This window comes from Heliomicrobium sulfidophilum (genome assembly GCF_057715735.1).
Map to the genome: position 1 here is coordinate 543,211 of NZ_JBVTZZ010000005.1, position 16,782 is coordinate 559,992.

The 16,782-nt window shown below is 56.6% G+C and carries 14 protein-coding genes; 4 read left to right on the forward strand and 10 right to left on the reverse strand.

The window, feature by feature from the left end; translation table 11 throughout:
- Positions 1 to 84: 84 nt before the first annotated feature.
- On the reverse strand, positions 85 to 1,449 hold the full coding sequence (locus AC0CW1_RS08295) for an NCS2 family permease (protein ID WP_488182597.1): 1,365 nt from the start codon (positions 1,447 to 1,449) through the stop codon (positions 85 to 87).
- A gap of 121 nt (positions 1,450 to 1,570) precedes the next feature.
- Between AC0CW1_RS08295 and AC0CW1_RS08300 the strand changes: the two genes are divergently transcribed.
- The gene (locus tag AC0CW1_RS08300) at positions 1,571 to 2,380 is read left to right on the forward strand and encodes a UbiA family prenyltransferase (RefSeq protein ID WP_488182598.1); all 810 of its coding nucleotides are present in this window, start codon (positions 1,571 to 1,573) and stop codon (positions 2,378 to 2,380) included.
- 57 nt (positions 2,381 to 2,437) lie between these two features.
- Here AC0CW1_RS08300 and AC0CW1_RS08305 read toward each other — a convergent pair whose 3' ends face one another.
- The 3 genes from AC0CW1_RS08305 to AC0CW1_RS08315 form a co-directional block, all read right to left on the reverse strand.
- Positions 2,438 to 3,658: a Ger(x)C family spore germination protein gene (locus AC0CW1_RS08305; RefSeq protein WP_488182599.1), complete on the reverse strand. Its 1,221-nt coding sequence runs from the start codon at positions 3,656 to 3,658 to the stop codon at positions 2,438 to 2,440.
- A complete protein-coding gene (locus AC0CW1_RS08310; RefSeq protein WP_488182600.1) occupies positions 3,651 to 4,748 on the reverse strand; it encodes a GerAB/ArcD/ProY family transporter in 1,098 nt (365 codons plus the stop codon). The genes AC0CW1_RS08305 and AC0CW1_RS08310 overlap by 8 nt, the downstream gene beginning before the upstream one ends.
- Positions 4,749 to 4,862: 114 nt before the next feature.
- On the reverse strand, positions 4,863 to 6,464 hold the full coding sequence (locus tag AC0CW1_RS08315) for a spore germination protein (protein WP_488182601.1): 1,602 nt from the start codon (positions 6,462 to 6,464) through the stop codon (positions 4,863 to 4,865).
- Between the two features lie 319 nt (positions 6,465 to 6,783).
- Between AC0CW1_RS08315 and AC0CW1_RS08320 the strand changes: the two genes are divergently transcribed.
- Complete coding sequence (locus AC0CW1_RS08320) at positions 6,784 to 7,344, forward strand: hypothetical protein (protein ID WP_488182602.1); 561 nt, start codon at positions 6,784 to 6,786, stop codon at positions 7,342 to 7,344.
- 313 nt (positions 7,345 to 7,657) lie between these two features.
- Positions 7,658 to 9,025, forward strand: a complete 1,368-nt coding sequence (locus AC0CW1_RS08325; protein ID WP_488182603.1) for a sodium-dependent transporter — start codon at positions 7,658 to 7,660, stop codon at positions 9,023 to 9,025.
- Positions 9,026 to 9,037: 12 nt separating this feature from the next.
- Here the strand turns inward: AC0CW1_RS08325 and AC0CW1_RS08330 are convergent, their stop codons facing one another.
- The 6 genes from AC0CW1_RS08330 to AC0CW1_RS08355 all read right to left on the reverse strand — a co-directional run bounded on the left by AC0CW1_RS08330 (position 9,038) and on the right by AC0CW1_RS08355 (position 15,750).
- Positions 9,038 to 11,515, reverse strand: a complete 2,478-nt coding sequence (locus AC0CW1_RS08330; RefSeq protein WP_488182604.1) for a DUF4855 domain-containing protein — start codon at positions 11,513 to 11,515, stop codon at positions 9,038 to 9,040.
- A gap of 160 nt (positions 11,516 to 11,675) precedes the next feature.
- Positions 11,676 to 12,506 carry a methyl-accepting chemotaxis protein gene (locus AC0CW1_RS08335; RefSeq protein ID WP_488182605.1) on the reverse strand — a complete coding sequence of 277 codons (831 nt, stop codon included), beginning with the start codon at positions 12,504 to 12,506 and terminating at the stop codon, positions 11,676 to 11,678.
- 287 nt (positions 12,507 to 12,793) lie between these two features.
- A complete protein-coding gene (gene spoVG, locus AC0CW1_RS08340) occupies positions 12,794 to 13,078 on the reverse strand; it encodes a septation regulator SpoVG (RefSeq protein ID WP_488182606.1) in 285 nt (94 codons plus the stop codon).
- 105 nt (positions 13,079 to 13,183) lie between these two features.
- Complete coding sequence (locus AC0CW1_RS08345) at positions 13,184 to 14,341, reverse strand: ATP-binding protein (RefSeq protein WP_488182607.1); 1,158 nt, start codon at positions 14,339 to 14,341, stop codon at positions 13,184 to 13,186.
- A 199-nt stretch (positions 14,342 to 14,540) separates the two neighbouring features.
- Positions 14,541 to 14,942: a hypothetical protein gene (locus AC0CW1_RS08350; RefSeq protein ID WP_488182608.1), complete on the reverse strand. Its 402-nt coding sequence runs from the start codon at positions 14,940 to 14,942 to the stop codon at positions 14,541 to 14,543.
- A 115-nt stretch (positions 14,943 to 15,057) separates the two neighbouring features.
- On the reverse strand, positions 15,058 to 15,750 hold the full coding sequence (locus AC0CW1_RS08355) for a Crp/Fnr family transcriptional regulator (protein ID WP_488182609.1): 693 nt from the start codon (positions 15,748 to 15,750) through the stop codon (positions 15,058 to 15,060).
- 109 nt (positions 15,751 to 15,859) lie between these two features.
- On the opposite strand from AC0CW1_RS08355, the gene AC0CW1_RS08360 reads away from it, so the two are divergent.
- Positions 15,860 to 16,639, forward strand: a complete 780-nt coding sequence (locus AC0CW1_RS08360) for an ATP-binding protein (RefSeq protein ID WP_488182610.1) — start codon at positions 15,860 to 15,862, stop codon at positions 16,637 to 16,639.
- Positions 16,640 to 16,782 lie beyond the last annotated feature (143 nt).

Below are 16,782 nucleotides of genomic sequence, written 5' to 3' on the forward strand. Positions count from 1 at the left end.
AAGGGTTCAATTCTGTTGCAAACCAAACCATTTCAGGCTGCCTTGCAACGAATCACCCCCGTTTTAATCCACACGAATGCCGCTCTAGTGCCCCCCCAGCGTCACATACCGCCAGACGACCAGTATCGTCAGCAAGTACATGAGCCAGTGGACCTGGCGGGCTTTGCCGGTGACGGCTTTGAGGATCGTGTAGAAGACGATGCCGGCGGCGATGCCGTTGGCGATGTTGTAGGTAAAGGGCATGAGGGTGAAGGTGAGGAAGGCGGGGAATGCGTCGCTGAAATCATCGAAGTCGATGTCGCGGACGACGCCGATCATGAGGACGCCAACGATGATCAAGGCTGGTGCGGTGGCGGCGTCGGGGATGAGACGAAAGAAGGGCGCCAGGACGAGGGCCAGCAGGAAGAGGACGCCGGTGGTGACGGCAGTAAGGCCGGTCCGCCCGCCTTCGCCGACGCCGGCGGCCGATTCGACGTAGGCGGTGATCGTTGAGGTGCCGAGGAAGGCGCCGAGGCTGACACCGCCGGCGTCAACGAGCATGGCTTTGCCGATCTGGGGAGAGCGCCCTTTTTCATCAAGCAGTCCCGCCCGCCCAGCCGTGCCGACGAGGGTGCCGAAGGTATCGAAGAGTTCCACGAAGGTGAAGGTGAGCACGACGGAGATGAGACCCAACTCGAGGGCGCCGGCGATGTTCAAGGAACCTACGGCCAGGTCGTTGAAGGCGGGCCAGGTGAAGTCGAAGTCGCCGATCTTGGTGACGCCCATCGGTACCCCCAGCAGGGTGGTCGTCACAATCCCGATCAGGAGTGCCCCTCGGACCCGCATCGCCATCAGGATCGCCGTCAGGAGCAACCCGAAGAGGGCCAGCATGGTGTCCGGTTTCAGGAAACTGCCGATGGTGAGGTCCCATTCGAAGTACAGAAGTTGGCCGTAGCCGCCTGAACCGGTCACGTTGCTGAACGACGGTCCCAGGTGGAGACTGGCGACGGTCAGATGGGCGAGCTTCAATCCAATGATGGTGATGAAGAGCCCGATGCCGGCGGTGATCGCCTTTTTCAGGGAGGTAGGCACCGCCTCGATAAGCAGTTGGCGCACCTGGGTGACGGTGAGCACGATGAAGATGAGTCCCGAGATAAAGACGGCCCCAAGGGCTACGTCCCAGGGGATACCGCCCCGCTGGGAGGCGACGACGGCGAAGTAGGCGTTGAGCCCCATCCCTGGCGCCAGGGCGACGGGAAAGTTAACGAAAAGCCCCATGGCGATGGTGACGAGCCCGGCGCCGACACAGGTGGCAAAAAAGACGGCATCCTTGCTCATTCCGGTAGCGGAGAGGATCCCCGGGTTGACGGCCAGGATGTAGGCCATGGTCATGAAGGTGGTGATCCCGGCGGTGATCTCTGTGGTGGCGTCGGTTCCTTTGGCTTTTAAGTGAAACAGTTTTTCCAGCACGGCGGCGTCCCCTTCTTCATTGAAGTTTTGGTTCGCCCGCCCTGTGGCTCCTATATATTAGCAGAGGCGAAAAATCGGTGTCAACAAAGGGCAGGCTATTGGTGATGAAAGGAGTTTGCTGATGCATTGGATCGACTTTTGGAAGCTGAGCCGACCCCCTGTCGCCCTGCGCTACGGCGTGACTGCCATCGCTGCCGGGTTTATTGAAGGGGGCTCCGCCCTCTCCCTCGTCCTCGCCGGTCTGGCAGGCGCCTTCTTGGTGGCCGGCGTCTACGCCTTCGACGACATCGAAGACCTCCCGGAAGACCGGATCAACCATCCCGAGCGACCCCTTCCCTCTGGGCGACTGACCGTACCGGCCGTACGCACCTTCGGCATCGCCTGCCTGATCCTGTCCGTCGCCATCGCCTCGGCCCTGCCTGACCGCTCGGGAGCGATGGCGCTGGCCACGCTAGCCGCCTTTGTGGCGATTCCACAGGCGCACCAGCTGACAGAACGCCACTGGATCGGCCGGGGGCTCTCCGTCTTCGCTTTCGTCTTCTCGGCTTTCCTCCTCGGTTCAGCGGCGGCGCCGGGCGCCCTCTCCCCCCGCCTGTTCCTGCTGGGAGAGGCGATCGGCGTGTTGCACCTGGCCACACGGACGATCAGCGACGAGCGAGATCTCGAGGGCGACCGGACACGCCTGAAGACATTGCCGGCCCTTTCCCTGGCGAGAGCGCGCCGCTTCACCCGCAATGTCCTCGCCTTATCGGCGGTACTCATCCCCCTCCCCTACTTTTTCGGGTTAAAGACGCTCTATCTCCTATTCTCCCTTCCATCGACTCTTCATATCCTCCAGCAGGCCTTCACCTGGCAGAGCGATCACGCCGGCGACCGTCCCGGCCACGGCCTTGCCGCCATCGTGCTCCTGGGTGCCTGTCTCAGCCGATGACAAAACCTCAGCGAGACAGGCGCCCCAGGCACTTCGCAGCATCCTGAAGCAAATCGATCAACGTGTAGCCCCCTGCACCTGGAGCGTCACTTCAAAGGTAACCGGCACCTTGGGATAAATCTCAAACCAGTTCAGGTCGCGCCATTCCTCGATATTGATAGGCCGGATGTAGCGGCCGATGTGCAACACATCGGCGCTCATTTTTTGCGTCTTTTCCAGCAGGCGATTCATATCGCTGACGATGGCACGGCTCCCCTGAGCACCCATGGCGTCGAAATCGTCCATCGTATAGCGGACTTGAGGCGGGTTGGCGTCGGAGAGCATCCCCGTCATATCGATGCGAATCGTCGCCGCATACTGGCCCGGACCCTCCCGGCGAACGCGGTAGGATCTTTTAATTTCCTGAATACGCACGGTGATATCACTGATCTTGTCATCACGCGGTTCCATCTGGCCTTTCGTCTGAGGGTCCCGCCCACCGCCGCCGCCGCCGCTTTGCTCACCGGCTCCCCCCGGCGCTTCAAAGCGATAAGTATACAAATAGGGGGTCCGCCCTTCCCTGATCATGGTGAGGAGCGCCGTTTCTAGGTTGTTCAATGTGCCGACCATCTTATCGTAGTGAAAGACGGCGGAACCATCGTAAATAATGCGTCCCCCTTCGGCCTGAATATAAGGGACGGTGATGCAGCCCGTCTTGTCCAGATACGTCCGGTAAGCATCCCATAGAAAGGTCCGGGCGATCCCAGCCGAGCGGTTTTCCGCGTTCAGTTGACTGACTAATATGTTTCCACCCTGGGTTCCCTCCAAGGTGATCGTCTTCGAGGAAAACAGGGTCTGCAGATCCGATTCCGACACCAACACATAGGCGTTATGGCGCACCTGCGCCTGGAACATGCTCCACGAAAGGAAGGGAAAGATGCCCTCCCTGGCTGCCCGTTCGCTGATGACGATCGTGCCGGCCAAGCCGAAATCCAATTGGCGAGGCATGATTCTTTTGGAGTATTCGATACAATCGTCAATAGTCTCTCCCTCTAGCCGCGGCGAAAGCGTGGGCGGACCGGCCGTTTTCTCCGGGGTAGGCTGGGTGTTGGCTTCCGACTGTTTTGGATTATGGATATCCGGAATCAGGGCAAGCGCTTCTTTGTCACCAAGATCAAAGCCGATGTTCATCACCATTAGACGCCGTTCAATCGGCATCTTGTCCCAACAACCGGAAAGAACAGGGAAAAGGATGAGCATTACTGCCAGCAGCGCCTTCAAAGGCCGGCCTTTACCCATCTTTGACGCCCCCGGTCTCGCCCGATGGGGACGTGCTTTTCCAGTGAAAGCGAGCCAAAATCAGCAGGAGCCCTACCGTGGCGATCATAAAAATGCCCCATAACGGGCCAAGCCAACGCAGAAACTGTGTCGAGTGCTGGAAGGCTTCAAACCACGGCCGGACAAGCAGGGCGAGAACAAAGTAAACATAGATGACAGGATGGTAATTGGCCAGGTTTAGCCACTGCCCGACGGCACGCGCCCCGGTAACGATCATGGCCCCCATGGCCGTCATCGTCGGGAACATCCAGAGCAACACCAAAAAGATGTCGACGCGTTCGAAAAAGACCATCTGGCGCAAGGTGGTCATCTTTACTTTCAGGGGCTGTTCAAAACTGGAGGCCATCTCCATCCCCAAGGTTCCGATAATCAAAAAGAGGGTGAATAACAGATAAAAGGCCCCGACGATGGTCACGACGAGAATCACCCAGTACATTTTTTTACTGTGACCCAGTGCGTCATTGAGGAACAAGGGCAGGCTAAAGCCAAAAAAGACCATCATGGAGGCATAAAAATCAAGGCGCCCCCAGTAAGAAAAATCAAACTGGGTCACCGGAAGAGCCAGTTCAGGCCGGATGTCGGCGATGGAGAGATAAAACATGACCACCGTCAACGGAAAGATGATCACCAGATGCTCGTCGTTTGTCCGCGTGACCACCTCCGTTCCCATCAAGGCGATCCAGCAGGCGATGGATAAAAGGATCGTGGAAAGAACAATGGGCGGCGTCTGGTTCAGGTGTACGTCCGCAAGCAGCTCCGCGGCAATGCGAAAGACGGGCAAAGGCAAGGCCAGATGAAAGAGAACGAGCGGCAGTGTGATGATAATGCCAAACCAGCGCCCTGCCAGTTTTTGCGCGACTCCTACGATATTATCCCGGGGAAAGCGGCCGCAAAAACGCCAGGCGAGGGCCGAGGGAATCAACGACAGGAGAACCCCCGACAAGAGGGGCGCCCATGGGTTGTAAGCTACGCTGTGTAGCAAAAAGCCGTGGTAATAGAGACCGGCCCCGGAGACAAAAAAGGAACTCATGAGGAGACCGATCTGGATCATAGAGATTTCTTCCCTGTACACGTTACCCTCTCCAACCGTTCATCTCACAGATGCACTCGCGATTCTCTTTGAAATAGGGAGGCTTGCTCTCTTGGCCTGTTCGCCATCCCTCGGTTACACATCATCCAGGCTGTCTTCGTTGTATTTCATCGACTTGGTGTCCCAGTGCTGACCATCTTCGGCCTTGAAGGTGCGCGGGCGATTCGTCCGCCACTTGGGAGAAAAGACGTAAATCGTATCGGTAAGGTCGCGAAGGTGGATGGCCGACATCTGGCTCAGATAAGGTACGCCGTAGGATTTCAGGGAACCGACATAGGCTAGCACAGTCGTGGCAGCGAAGACGACGCCAACGACGCCAAAAAAAGAAGCCCAGAGCATGAAGTAGTACTTTAAGAGCCGCATGGCTTGCAGCATGGACAGGTTGGACACGGTCAGGTTGGTGATGGCCGTGACAGCCACGATGATGACGATAATGTTGGAGGCCAACTTGGATTGGACAGCCGCTTGGCCGAGGATCAGGCCGCCGACGATGGTGACGGCGCCGCCGACAATGCGTGGAAGCCGCTGGCTCGCCTCCAGGATGATGTCCAGCATGAGCAGCATGAGCAGCACCTCCACCGTGGGCGGAAAGGCGATCCCCTCGCGGGAGGCGGCCATGTTCATGATCAGTTGGGAACCGATGATCCCTGTGGGGAACTCGGTGAAGGAAATGTACAAGGCCGGCAGCATCATGGTCAGGTGGTTGCCGACGATCATGCGCAAAATACGGAAGAAGGTGGCCAGGACGGGCGAATAGTAGTAGTCCTCCGGTGCGCGCCAGAAATCGATAAAGATGGCTGGCACCACCATCGCCGCCGGCGAATTGTCGATGAAGACGGCGATGCGGCCTTCCATCAGACTCGCCGTCACCCGGTCCGTCCGCTCAACCGTCAGGCTCAGCGGAAAGATGTTGCTGGAACGCTTCTGCAACAGCAGCGACAGTTCGGCCACATCATGGACCACATCGATGTCAAGGCTCTTCAGATCTTCCTTGACGGCGTCGATCCGGGGCGGATAGGCGATCCCCTCTACATAAGCCACTACCGCCTTCGTCTTGCTCCGACGCCCGATCGTCATCGACTCAAAGCGCAAACGTTCGTCTTTGATATGCTTGCGCAGCAGCGCCGTATTGACGCGGATAGATTCCACAAACCCCTCGATGGGGCCGCGGATGACCTGTTCCGTGATCGGTTCGCCGACCGTCCGGTGTTCGTACTGGTGGTTGAAAATGACAAGTCCTGACGACAAGCCTTCCGCAAAGAGCAGCGTATTGCCGTCAAGGAGCTGGCTTTTGGCCTGATCGAGTGTTTTAATCTTTTTCCAGTTGGGGACAGAGATGACCATCCGACCGAGCGTCTCGAAAACATCGGAAGATTCGTCCTGGGGCGGAGCGTTTTGCAGCGGTTCAATCACATGAAGAGCGAGCTCTTTTTTATCGACCAAGCCCTCGATGGCAGCCAGAAGAAACTTACGTCCCAGCGCCGGATTTTCAATGGGGCGAAAGAAGAGATCCTTCGGCTCGCCGAGGGCCTGTTTCAAGGTGTTCTGCGTCGCTTCCAGCGTCGCAGGCAAGGCTTGCTCCACCTTCCCCGCAAGGTCATCTGGCGGGGGCATCTCATCCTTGCGGTGTTTGTATAAGTAGGTGTCCCAAAAGCTTTGCTTCTTTTCTTCGACCAAGCCGCTTCACCCTACAGTAGCTTTTCCCCGAAGGGACCGGGGACATGCTTTTTTCGGGCTGCGAAAAGCAAATCAGCCGTTCTGCCAAATGCCCATTATTTACCATCCCAAATTGACTTCCGGCAGTGAAAAATCGAACTATCTGTTGCAATAGTTATTTCTTTGTTATAATTTCGATATTGGGACAAGAAACGATGACTCAGCAGAGGCAATCTCCCTCGACAATCCCAAAACGTTTCCGGTAAAATGGGAACGAGTGCACGTTATCTGGAAACCCGAGAGAAAGAGAACCTTAACAGACAAGAGAGGGGTTTTCCAATTGACCAGATCAAAGAAGATCACCTTGGAGCTTTCACCGGACCGGCTTCGCTGGCTCGAAGGACAGTCAGATTTACATGGTGAACCGATTCCTGAGATCTTGTACCGATTGATCGATGACGCCATCTCCCGCGACAACCTAGAACAGCTTCGTCCCGAACTGGAATCGATGATCAAATCGACAGTGCGCAATGTGGTCGAGATGTCGATCACCCAAAAGACGATGGTGGCCGTCAAGCTCTTTGATGAGGCTGTCTCCCCTGCCATGAAAGGCTTTGGCAACCGGGTCACTGAAAGCGTCTTTAAGATGGCCGACCGGGTGGAGCGGCTGGAAAAACAGCTTTACGCCATGAACAAAGGACAGTTCCGCGACGGCGACCTGCCTGAGTCAGAACCAACTGTGCCGAAAATGGCCGCGGCGGCCTCTGCCACTTCTCCCGCCCACGGCGTGGCGTCGGCTAGAACTGGCGAACCGACCGGTCCATCCGGCGACAGCCCCCGCAAGGAAGGCGTCCTTGTCGACCTGCGCGATCATCTCACCGGCGGAAACTGGCCGGAATGATTCTCTGCTGAAAAATGATGCCTGACTGGCGCAAGCGCAGACTTCTGTCCAGCCCTTCGTTGCGCTATGGTTGAATAACTACATAATCTCAAAAAAGCTCAAAACCCTGGCCTCACGAAGGGAGACTAGGGTTTTGAGCATTAATGATGCGCCCATCCGGTCCCTGTGAGGGCCATTAGGGCATAGGGGAATCTCGACATGGTATCGCGTTAATTTTCACAATCTTTTAAAAGCAAAGAAACGATACATCTACACATTACAATAGGATTTATCTCGCCGGGTATTCACCAAAAACAATCAGGGAGTGATTCCCATGTCAACGAAGCGCGACAGCCGTGAGACCTTTTCGTCAGGCCTCGCCGTTTTCTTCGCCACCCTCGGCTCCGCCGTCGGTCTCGGCAACATCTGGAAGTTCCCCTACCTCGTCGGCGCCAACGGCGGCGGCGCTTTCCTGTTCGTCTACTTTCTCTGCATTCTCTTCGTCGGGTTGCCGGTCATGGCCAGCGAGTTTTTCATCGGTCGCAAGACCCGCAAAAACGCCATCGGCGCTTTCGAGCAACTGAAGCCAGGTTCGCCCTGGAAGCACATCGGCACCATGGGCGTCGCCGCCTCGGGACTGATCATGTTTTTTTACAGTTGTGTCGCCGGTTGGGTCTACTACTACCTGTTCAAAGCGATCCGGGGCGACTTCGCCGGCGTCACCCTTGACGGGGCGAAAGCCCAGTTCGGCAGCGTCGTCACCGACCCCGTCTCGCCCATCCTCTGGCAGGTCATCGTCATGGCTGTCGTCTCTCTGATCCTGACTATGGGCGTCCAAAAGGGGATCGAGAAGATCACCAAGACGCTGATGCCGCTCTTATTCCTTCTCATCCTCATCATCGACATCCGGGCCGTCACCCTGCCCGGCGCAGCGGAAGGGCTCAAGTTCCTCTTCCATGTCGACTTCAGCCAATTGAGTGGCGCCGTCATCCTGACGGCCCTGGGTCTGGCCTTCTTCAAGCTCTCCCTCGGCATGGGCACCATGATCACTTACAGCAGCTATTTCACAGAAGATAACAACATGCTCGGCACGGCCGTCAAAGTGGCCTTCGCCGACACCCTCGTCTCCATGCTGGCTGGCATCGCTATCTTCCCGGCCGTCTTCGCCTTCGGCATGCAACCGGGGGCGGGTCCCGGGCTGCTCTTCATGACCCTCCCCCTCGTCTTCTCCCAGATGCCCTTCGGCAACGTGCTGCTCATCGCCTTTTTCTTCCTGACCTCCATCGCCGCCACAACCGCCATGCTCTCCCTCGTTGAGGTGCCGGTGGCCTACTTCAGCGAGGAACGGGGCCTCTCCCGCAAGACATCGGTGCTCCTCTGCGCCGCTGTCATCGTCCTCCTGGGCATCCCGGCGGCCCTCTCGGCTGACAGCACCGGTCTGCTTGGCGGCGTCACCCTCTTCGGCAAAAGCTTCTTTGACCTCTACGACTTCATCTCCTCGAACATCCTCCTGCCCTTAGGCGGGCTCCTCATCGCCCTCTTCGCCGGTCATGTCATTGATGCGTCGCAGTGGCGGCAAGAGTTGACCAACCAGGGCCGTCTCGGCCTCGCCGGTATCGTCGGCCTATTCCGGTTCATCATCCGCTATGTGACGCCGGCCCTGTTGATCATCGTCTTCCTCCATTCCATCGGTGTGTTGTAGAAAAAGCTCCCGCTACTTTGGGCGATAGGTCCCCCGGATCCAGCGGTACAGGTCATCGTAGATGGCCCGGACCTTCGGATCGCTGCTGTTGCTCACCCGGACGAGCGTCTTCGACTCGGCGTAGTAGGCGTTGGTCATGGCGCCGTCAGCGCCGAGTTGATGGGCCTTGTTGAGTTGCTTGTAGAAGGTGTCGTAATGGCTAGGCGAGTAAAAGACCTTGTCGCTGATCTCCAGTTCCATGCCGAGACGGTACTTGTGGGCCAGCGCCACTGTCCGGTCCATCCGCTCATCGGGCTTCCTGTCTTCGGCGTAGTAGTTGGGCTGCAGCAGCACATATTCGAAACCATACGATCGCCAGTTTTCATAGCCGTTGGCGCCGTAAAAGGGGATCCAGTAGAAGTCACGGTTGTCCGCCCGGACAAGGCGCGCCGCCCCTTGTACCAGTTCCGTCTCACCGGGAATGTGAGCGTCGATCGCCTCAGCGTACCAGTAAATCCCGGCCAGTTCCAGATTCTCAAAACCGGCGGCGTTCCAGCGATTGATCAGTTCCCCATAGTACCATTTCAGCGCCGCCAAGCGGTTGGCCAAGGCCTGATCGCGTCCTACCTGGGCGGGATCAAAGGAGAGTGAAGGGCCTTTTGGCTCAAGGCTGCCGAAGTTGTGTTGATGGCTGTCCGGGTAGGGCAGGGTGAGAATCACCTTCTCCTTGTCTGACGTCCCCAGGATGCGGTTCATCTGGGCGACAGACTCGTTGAGCGCGTTCAACTGGACACCTGGGGCGAAAAGATCATCCAGGTAGGCGCTCCACTTCTCCTTAACGCTGCCCGTTTCCCCATAGGGGAGAAAGAGGATCGTGTCAAAGAGGCGGTCCTGGTAGCCCTGGTGATTCCGGTAGGCGATCATGGGAAGAAAGTCGTCGCTCGTCCAGGTGCCTGCCTGTCCGTAGTGGCCCGAGTAGACGAGCAGGATGTCGTTGACGCCGGGAATCTGGAGGAAGTCACCAACTGACTTGGCGGCCCGCTCGTCCCGGGCCAGCACGACCGGCTTCGCCGGCGACGGAGCGCCCTCAACGGTCAGATGCCGCGCGAAGGCCCAGATGTCGACAGGGAAGTTGAGTTTTATGTAGCGCGTGTTTACCGCCGGAAAATGTAAGGCCAAGACACGCTTTTGCGCCGTCGGTTCAGATGGGGAAAGGCTGTGGCGTACCTCACCCAGGTAATACCAGTTTTGCCCATCAGGGGAGATCGCGCCTTGTAAAAAGGGCGGCATCTGGATCCCCAACTGCAAGTCCTGCTGAAAATCCAGGGAAATACCGCTGACAGGACGTAAACGCTGCAAATCGATGACCACATGGCGGCCCTCCTGGCGGAGAAAGCCTGTCCAAGTCTCATCGGGAGACGCCAAGCCCCCTTGTGGGCCGGGATGGAGTTCCGCCTCTTTTTGTTGAAAGGCCAAATCGGGGGCATACTGGCTGATCCGGGCGGTGAACTCGGAACCGGCGATGGGCCCTATGCTCCCCTGCTTGTCTATTCCCTGGTCCAACTGTTCCTGGGAAGCCGGTTTATCCCCGCCCGTCTTGTCGCTGCTGCCCGGTGCGGCCCCTTTCGACCTGGATGCCGTGTAAACGTCTACCTGAAGGGGGTAGGTCGAGAGACCGGCATTGACGGTGACCAGACCGCTCCGGCGCGATTGGGGCGTCAAGGTGAAGCCGCCGTCGCCGTCCAACCGTCCCAAGGAGGGCTCATCAACGCCAAAGACAGGCGTAAAACCGAGCGGTTTTCCTTCTCCCGGCTTCCACCCAATCAGGGCGCCCGGTGGGACTTCGACGGCCTTCGTCTCATCGGGCCACAGGCCAACCTGTCGCTTTGATGTAACCGCGACGGCCCGCATGGCCTGGTACTTGCGGGCTTGGCTCAACAGATCGATCAGTCGCTCCGTCTCCGCGACGGTCAGCCCGTCGAGGGGACGGCACCGCCCCTCCTGGGCTGACAACCAGCCCTTTTGAACAGCATAGCGAAGGGCCTGCCGGGCGTAACCGGCAATCTGCTCTTCATCGGCAAATGGCTCGCCAATAGGCAATTCCTGCTTGTCTCCCAGGACACGCCAGAGAATCAGGGCAGCATCTTGCCGCGATAGCGGTTCAGCAACGCCCAAGCGGCCCGGCGAGACGCCAGCGATCAGGCCCAGTCTGGCCAGAGCTTCCACAGGGCCGTAATCTTGAGAACCGGGCGGGACATCGGCAAAGGAGGCCGCCCTGGGAAGGAGCGGTTGGATGCCCAGGACTGCAGCCAGCCGGGAAAAGAACTGCCCTCGTTCGATCACCGGCGCTTGCTGGGGTTGCGCACGCATTTCTTCGGTCATGAGTTCCGTTGTGGAAGACAACGCCACAGCGCTGGTTTCACCGGGCAAGTCGTCGGCCATCGCAGGGGGAAGACAGGAACAGACAAAAACCATCGCTGCCGTACAGGAAGCCAGGAGTTTTCTTTTCATCTTTGAGCAGTTCTCTCCATTTCCATTTGGATTATTAAACTAACTTCGACATAAAACAACAAATCCCTTTTTCCTTTTCTTTTGAAGGAAAACATATCCATCTCTATGATAACCCACGCAAAAAACGCCTGCCGATCAGACGCAGCTGGCCACCGCTTTGCTACACATCTTTGGCAAAGTTGTTCAGGTTCTCAACACCCTCCTGCATCTGCGTCAGCGCAGCATCAACATCGACGGTGGCTGCAGCTTGTTGCTGGGCCAGGTTCTCCAGTTCGGCCAGATGGCGATTGCTCACCTTCACGTCTTCGGCCATCCGCTTCAGACCTTCCCGGATCAGCTTGGCGTTCTGTGACGTGGTCAGGGCGAGGGAGCGAATCTCATCCGCCACGATGGAAAAACCGCGACCGAGGTCGCCGGCGCGGGCCGCTTCGATGGCCGCATTCAAACCGAGCAACTGGGTCTGGGAAGCCACACGGTCGACCAGTTCGATGGCGTCATCCATGATTTTCAAGCCTTCCGTCAGACGCCGGCTCGCCTTAGTGATCGTATCGATCTCTCGCGCCAGTTCGCTGGCCGAGCCCGCAATCGATTTCCCCTTTTCGGTCAGTTGATGAGTCGAAACCTCCAGGCCCGCCACCATCTCATTCATGATGATCTCTTTTTTTCTCGCCGTCGTCATGGACACGACGCCAACGACCTGGGAACCCTCGAAAAGGGGGACTGCGATGGCGCGATAGGGAAAACCAAACAAGGACTGCCCCTTGTCGATGGAACGGATGAGTGACTTCCTCTGTTGCAATGCATCGTATGTAAGCATCCCGGGCTTCAAAGGGTCGCCGAGTTGGAGTTGAAACTGGATTTCGCTGCCGTCACGGAGATAGATGAACTTTTCCCGGTCGGCAATGCCCAGGAAATTGCGCCCTTCGAAAAGGGCATGGATTACGTCGGCCACTGCCAGGATCGGCTGCAAGATCTCAGAATACTCCGCCATTTCCCTCACCCTTCCACGGCAATCGTTATCACAGCAGCACAAACAGCAACCTATAACTTGCCATCGCACGTTCGCCCTTTCCAAGTGCCATTCGACAACGAAGAAATCGGCGACGCTCGGCCATTTCTATCTTTATACGCATAGGCTGTCAGAGAGTGCACACCTTCTTTCCCGGCATCGACGGCTAGAAAAGAAAAAACCGCTGCACATGACGCAACGGTTGACTCAATTTTGGTGTAACTGCCTTTCGGCTGGAAGGCGCAATGCCTGTAGAGATAAAAAGCCTCTTAGGCCGTAACGCCATCCTGGCTGTTCTGCGAAACTGCTTCGTTGTAAGCGGTCATGATGGCGAAAGAGACCACCTCTCTGGCATCAGAGGAAATCGGGTGAAAAATATCGCAGTACTTTCCATCGGGCCGCTTGCGGCTGGGCATGGCGACAATCAGTCCGTTCGGCCCTTCAACCACCTTCACGTCATGAACGACAAAGGCGTTATCGAAGGTCACGGAGAAGATGGCTTTTATCTTGCTGTCCACATACAGTTTGCGAATCCGAATGTCTGTGATTTTCATGTTCGAAACACCCTCTTCAAAAGTTGACCTAACCTTATATTATTACGTATTTTGCAAATGTCAATCCTTGCAAGAATGAAAGCAAAGAAAAATTAACCAGACCGTCTATCCCTCTTCAAGACCAGCAGTTTCACTTTCCAAAGGGGGAAAGTGAACGGAAAAGACGGCGCCCCGCTCGCTTGAATGGACCTCCATCACCGCTTTATGGTTCGCCACAATGCCGTAACAGACGGTTAAACCTAGACCAGTGCCGTCACTCTTGCTGCTCACAAAGGGGGTTCCCAGCTTCTTGAGGATCTCCGGCGCGAGCCCAGGCCCCTGATCAGCCACCGATAGCATGACCCGACCGCCCTCCATGCCAGTGCGGATCGTGATCACCTGGCGCGGCGCCATGGCCTCGAGGCCGTTGTTCAACAGGTTCAGGATCAACTGGCGGATCTGTTTTTCGTCCATCCAAATATCTGGCACGGGAACAAGCACAAACTCAATGTCCTTATGGACATTGAAGGCTTGCGCTTCCAAAAGAGGCGCCAGCTTTTGAACGACTTCGTTGATATTGTGGCGGGCAAAACTGACCGCTTTTTTTCGAGACAGATTCAAATACTCAGTGATAATCTGATTGGCTCGATCGAGCTCGGATATCATCAGGTCAAAGTATTCGCCGTCCCTATGATACTGTTCTTTTCGCTGCAGGATCTGGAGGAAACCGCGCACCGTCTGCAAGGGGTTGCGGATCTCGTGGCCGAAGGCGCTGGCCAATTGTCCCACCAGATTCAACCGGTCCAAACGCTGCAGTTCCTTTTCCAAGCGCCGCTGTTCCGTGATATCGTTGGTCACCGTCAACAGATGTTCCCGCCCGTCGATGACGATGGGTTCCATTGAGATGAGGCCGATCCGTTCAGCGCCGGATTGAGTCCGAAAGACGATTTCTAGATTGCGATGAGCGCCTTTTTTCAGCAGAGTATCGATGATCTTCGATTCATCCGGCCAGATGCCCAGATCTTCTGCTGTACGGCCGATGATCTCCTCACGACGGTAGCCGATGATATCGATGAAGCTCTCGTTCACATCGACATAGCGACGGGTTCGCAAATCCTTGATCGACATGATGCTCGGACTTAGATTGAAGGCTTTGCCGAAACGCTCCTCGGAAAACCGGAGAGCATCCTGAGCGGGCTTATCTTCAGCTACAAAAGGTGGAGGAATACGAAAGCAGCAATTTAGGATCTGATCGCAGCCTTTTTCAGACGGATCTCCTTGCATCGACTTCCCCCCTCCAATGTCAGTGTCGTTTTTTTATGAAAGATATTGGAACTTCAGTTTTATTATAATACAAATTCCACCAATATATATCTAAATTTTTTGAAAAAAGGGATTCTCCAAGGGCGTTTTGCCGACTCGATTTTGCTCACACAAAAAATAAACCCGGCGGATCATCGCCGGGCTTCGGGCTTTTGCCTTGTCAGTTGGCCGAAAGGAAGGCAGACGCCGAGGGGGACGCCGCCATAGGAGCGATAAACAACTCATGCCAGCCCATGACGATCCGATAGTTGCTCTGCCCCCAGAAGACGACCCGCTGGGCATCGGCTTCCACGGTGATCTGCCAGATGTGGCTGACGCCGGGTTTTTCCCATTGCCCCACGATATTGCCCGCCTCATCATAGGCTACGATGCCCATGCCGTATCGATCAACCAGGTTGAATGCCCAGTAGGTGGTTGCGCCCCAGCGGATCACCGGATTGGTGGGGCTCGATGCGCCCGTGTCCGGCCCCCAGGAAGCCGCCTCGACAAGACCATGGGGAATGGGCGGATGTTGGGCCGAGGGCACCCGCACCACCGTCGGAATCGTCTGTTGCTCGTACATGACATCACCTCCATCAAGATGGAGATAGATTTTCTTCAAAATTCAGAAAATTCCTTCTGATTTTCTTGAAAAAGAGAAAAAAATATTTGAATGAGTGATTCTGGCGGCAAGCGCATTACTCCGCCGTCTCCCGCAATGCCGCCGCATCGATAATCCGCACCGTTTCGAGGTGAAAGTCGATCAGCCCTTCTTCACGCATGCGCGCCATCTCCCTGGACATGGATGGCCGGGACACATTCAAAAAGTCGGCCAGTTCATTTCGCTTCATAGGCAGTCGAAAGGTGCTGGATCCGGCTTTTTTATACTGCTCCAGAAAGAAGGTGCTCAACTTTCCCCGCATGCTCTTGATGGACAAGTACTCCACCTTTTTGTTCAGCATCATCGCCTTCTCGGAGATGATGCGCAACATGTTCTGGATGAGCGTCCGGTGCCAGGGGCAACTCCGCTCGCATTGCCCGATCAGCTTGCGCTGGGGGATGAAGAGAACCTGGCTCTCTTCCTGGGCAATGACCGTCGCCGGCCAGAAGGCATTGCCGGAAAAGACGACGATCTCGCCAAAAAGGCCGCCGGGCCGGATCAATGCCATCATCGACCGGTGTCCGGCCGCCGTTTCCTTGATCACCTGGGCCTCCCCCTTGAGCAGGATGCCGATGCTGTCAAAAGCCTCCCCTGCAATGGCGATGACGTCATTCTTTTTGTATTTGACGATTCTCGGCTCCAGGCATTGCAGCATCTCTTTCACCACCTCAGGTGTGAGGCCGTAAAAGAGCGGACATGCGGCCAGCAGGCCAATCTCTTCCCTGTCCATGGGCTCATTCCTTTGCGCGTTTTCGGTAGCCATGGCTACCGATTTTTTGGTTCAATTCTATTATAGTGAACAGGCAAAGGCAAACCAAATCCGAAGGAGGATCTATGATATGAAACGAAAAATCGTCACCATCCATGCGGAAAAATGCAACGGCTGCGGCCTCTGCATCTCCGCCTGCCATGAAGGCGCTCTGCAACTCGTCAATGGCAAGGCCAAGCTGGTCTCAGATGTCTACTGTGACGGCCTCGGCGACTGCCTCCCCCAATGCCCCACCGACGCCATCACGCTGATCGAGCGGGAGGCGGAACCTTTTGATGAAGCGGCTGTGCAAAAGCGCCTGGCAGAGATGAAACAGGCCGGCAGGTCTGGCGCTGCTCCTGCTGAAGAGGTCCCGATTCCCTGCGGCTGTCCCGGGATGAAGACAAGGGTTTTTGAGAGAGCAACGAAGGCGGACATGTCTGCTTGTTCTGGGTCTAGCCCTGCCAGCACTGCATCCGGAGCAGGCACCGCTGTCGCCGCCGAATCGCAACTGCGCCAGTGGCCCTGCCAGATCAAGCTCGTCTCCCCGCGGGCGCCCTTCTTTGACAACTGCCACCTGCTCATCGCCGCCGACTGCACCGCCTTCGCCTACGCTGGAATTCACCAGGACTTCATGAAGAATAAGATCACCCTGATCGGCTGCCCGAAGTTGGACGACATCGACTATGCCGAAAAACTGACGGAGATTGTGGCGACCCATGAGATTGAGAGCCTGACGGTGCTCCGGATGCAAGTCCCCTGTTGCGGCGGGATCGTCAACGCCGTGAAAAAAGCCCTCGCCGCCAGCGGCAAAATCATCCCCTGGCAGATCGTCGTCATCGGCACCGACGGTAGCATCGTGCAGAACTGATGAGAACGATAGGCGACATGAAAAAGAGCCAACCGCAACGGGTTGACTCTTTCATGTCGCTTTTTCATTCACTCGGTTTCATCAACGTGTACTTCGAATAGGCTCTTTTTGGCGAACCTTTCCCTACAAGGGCAGCACGACCA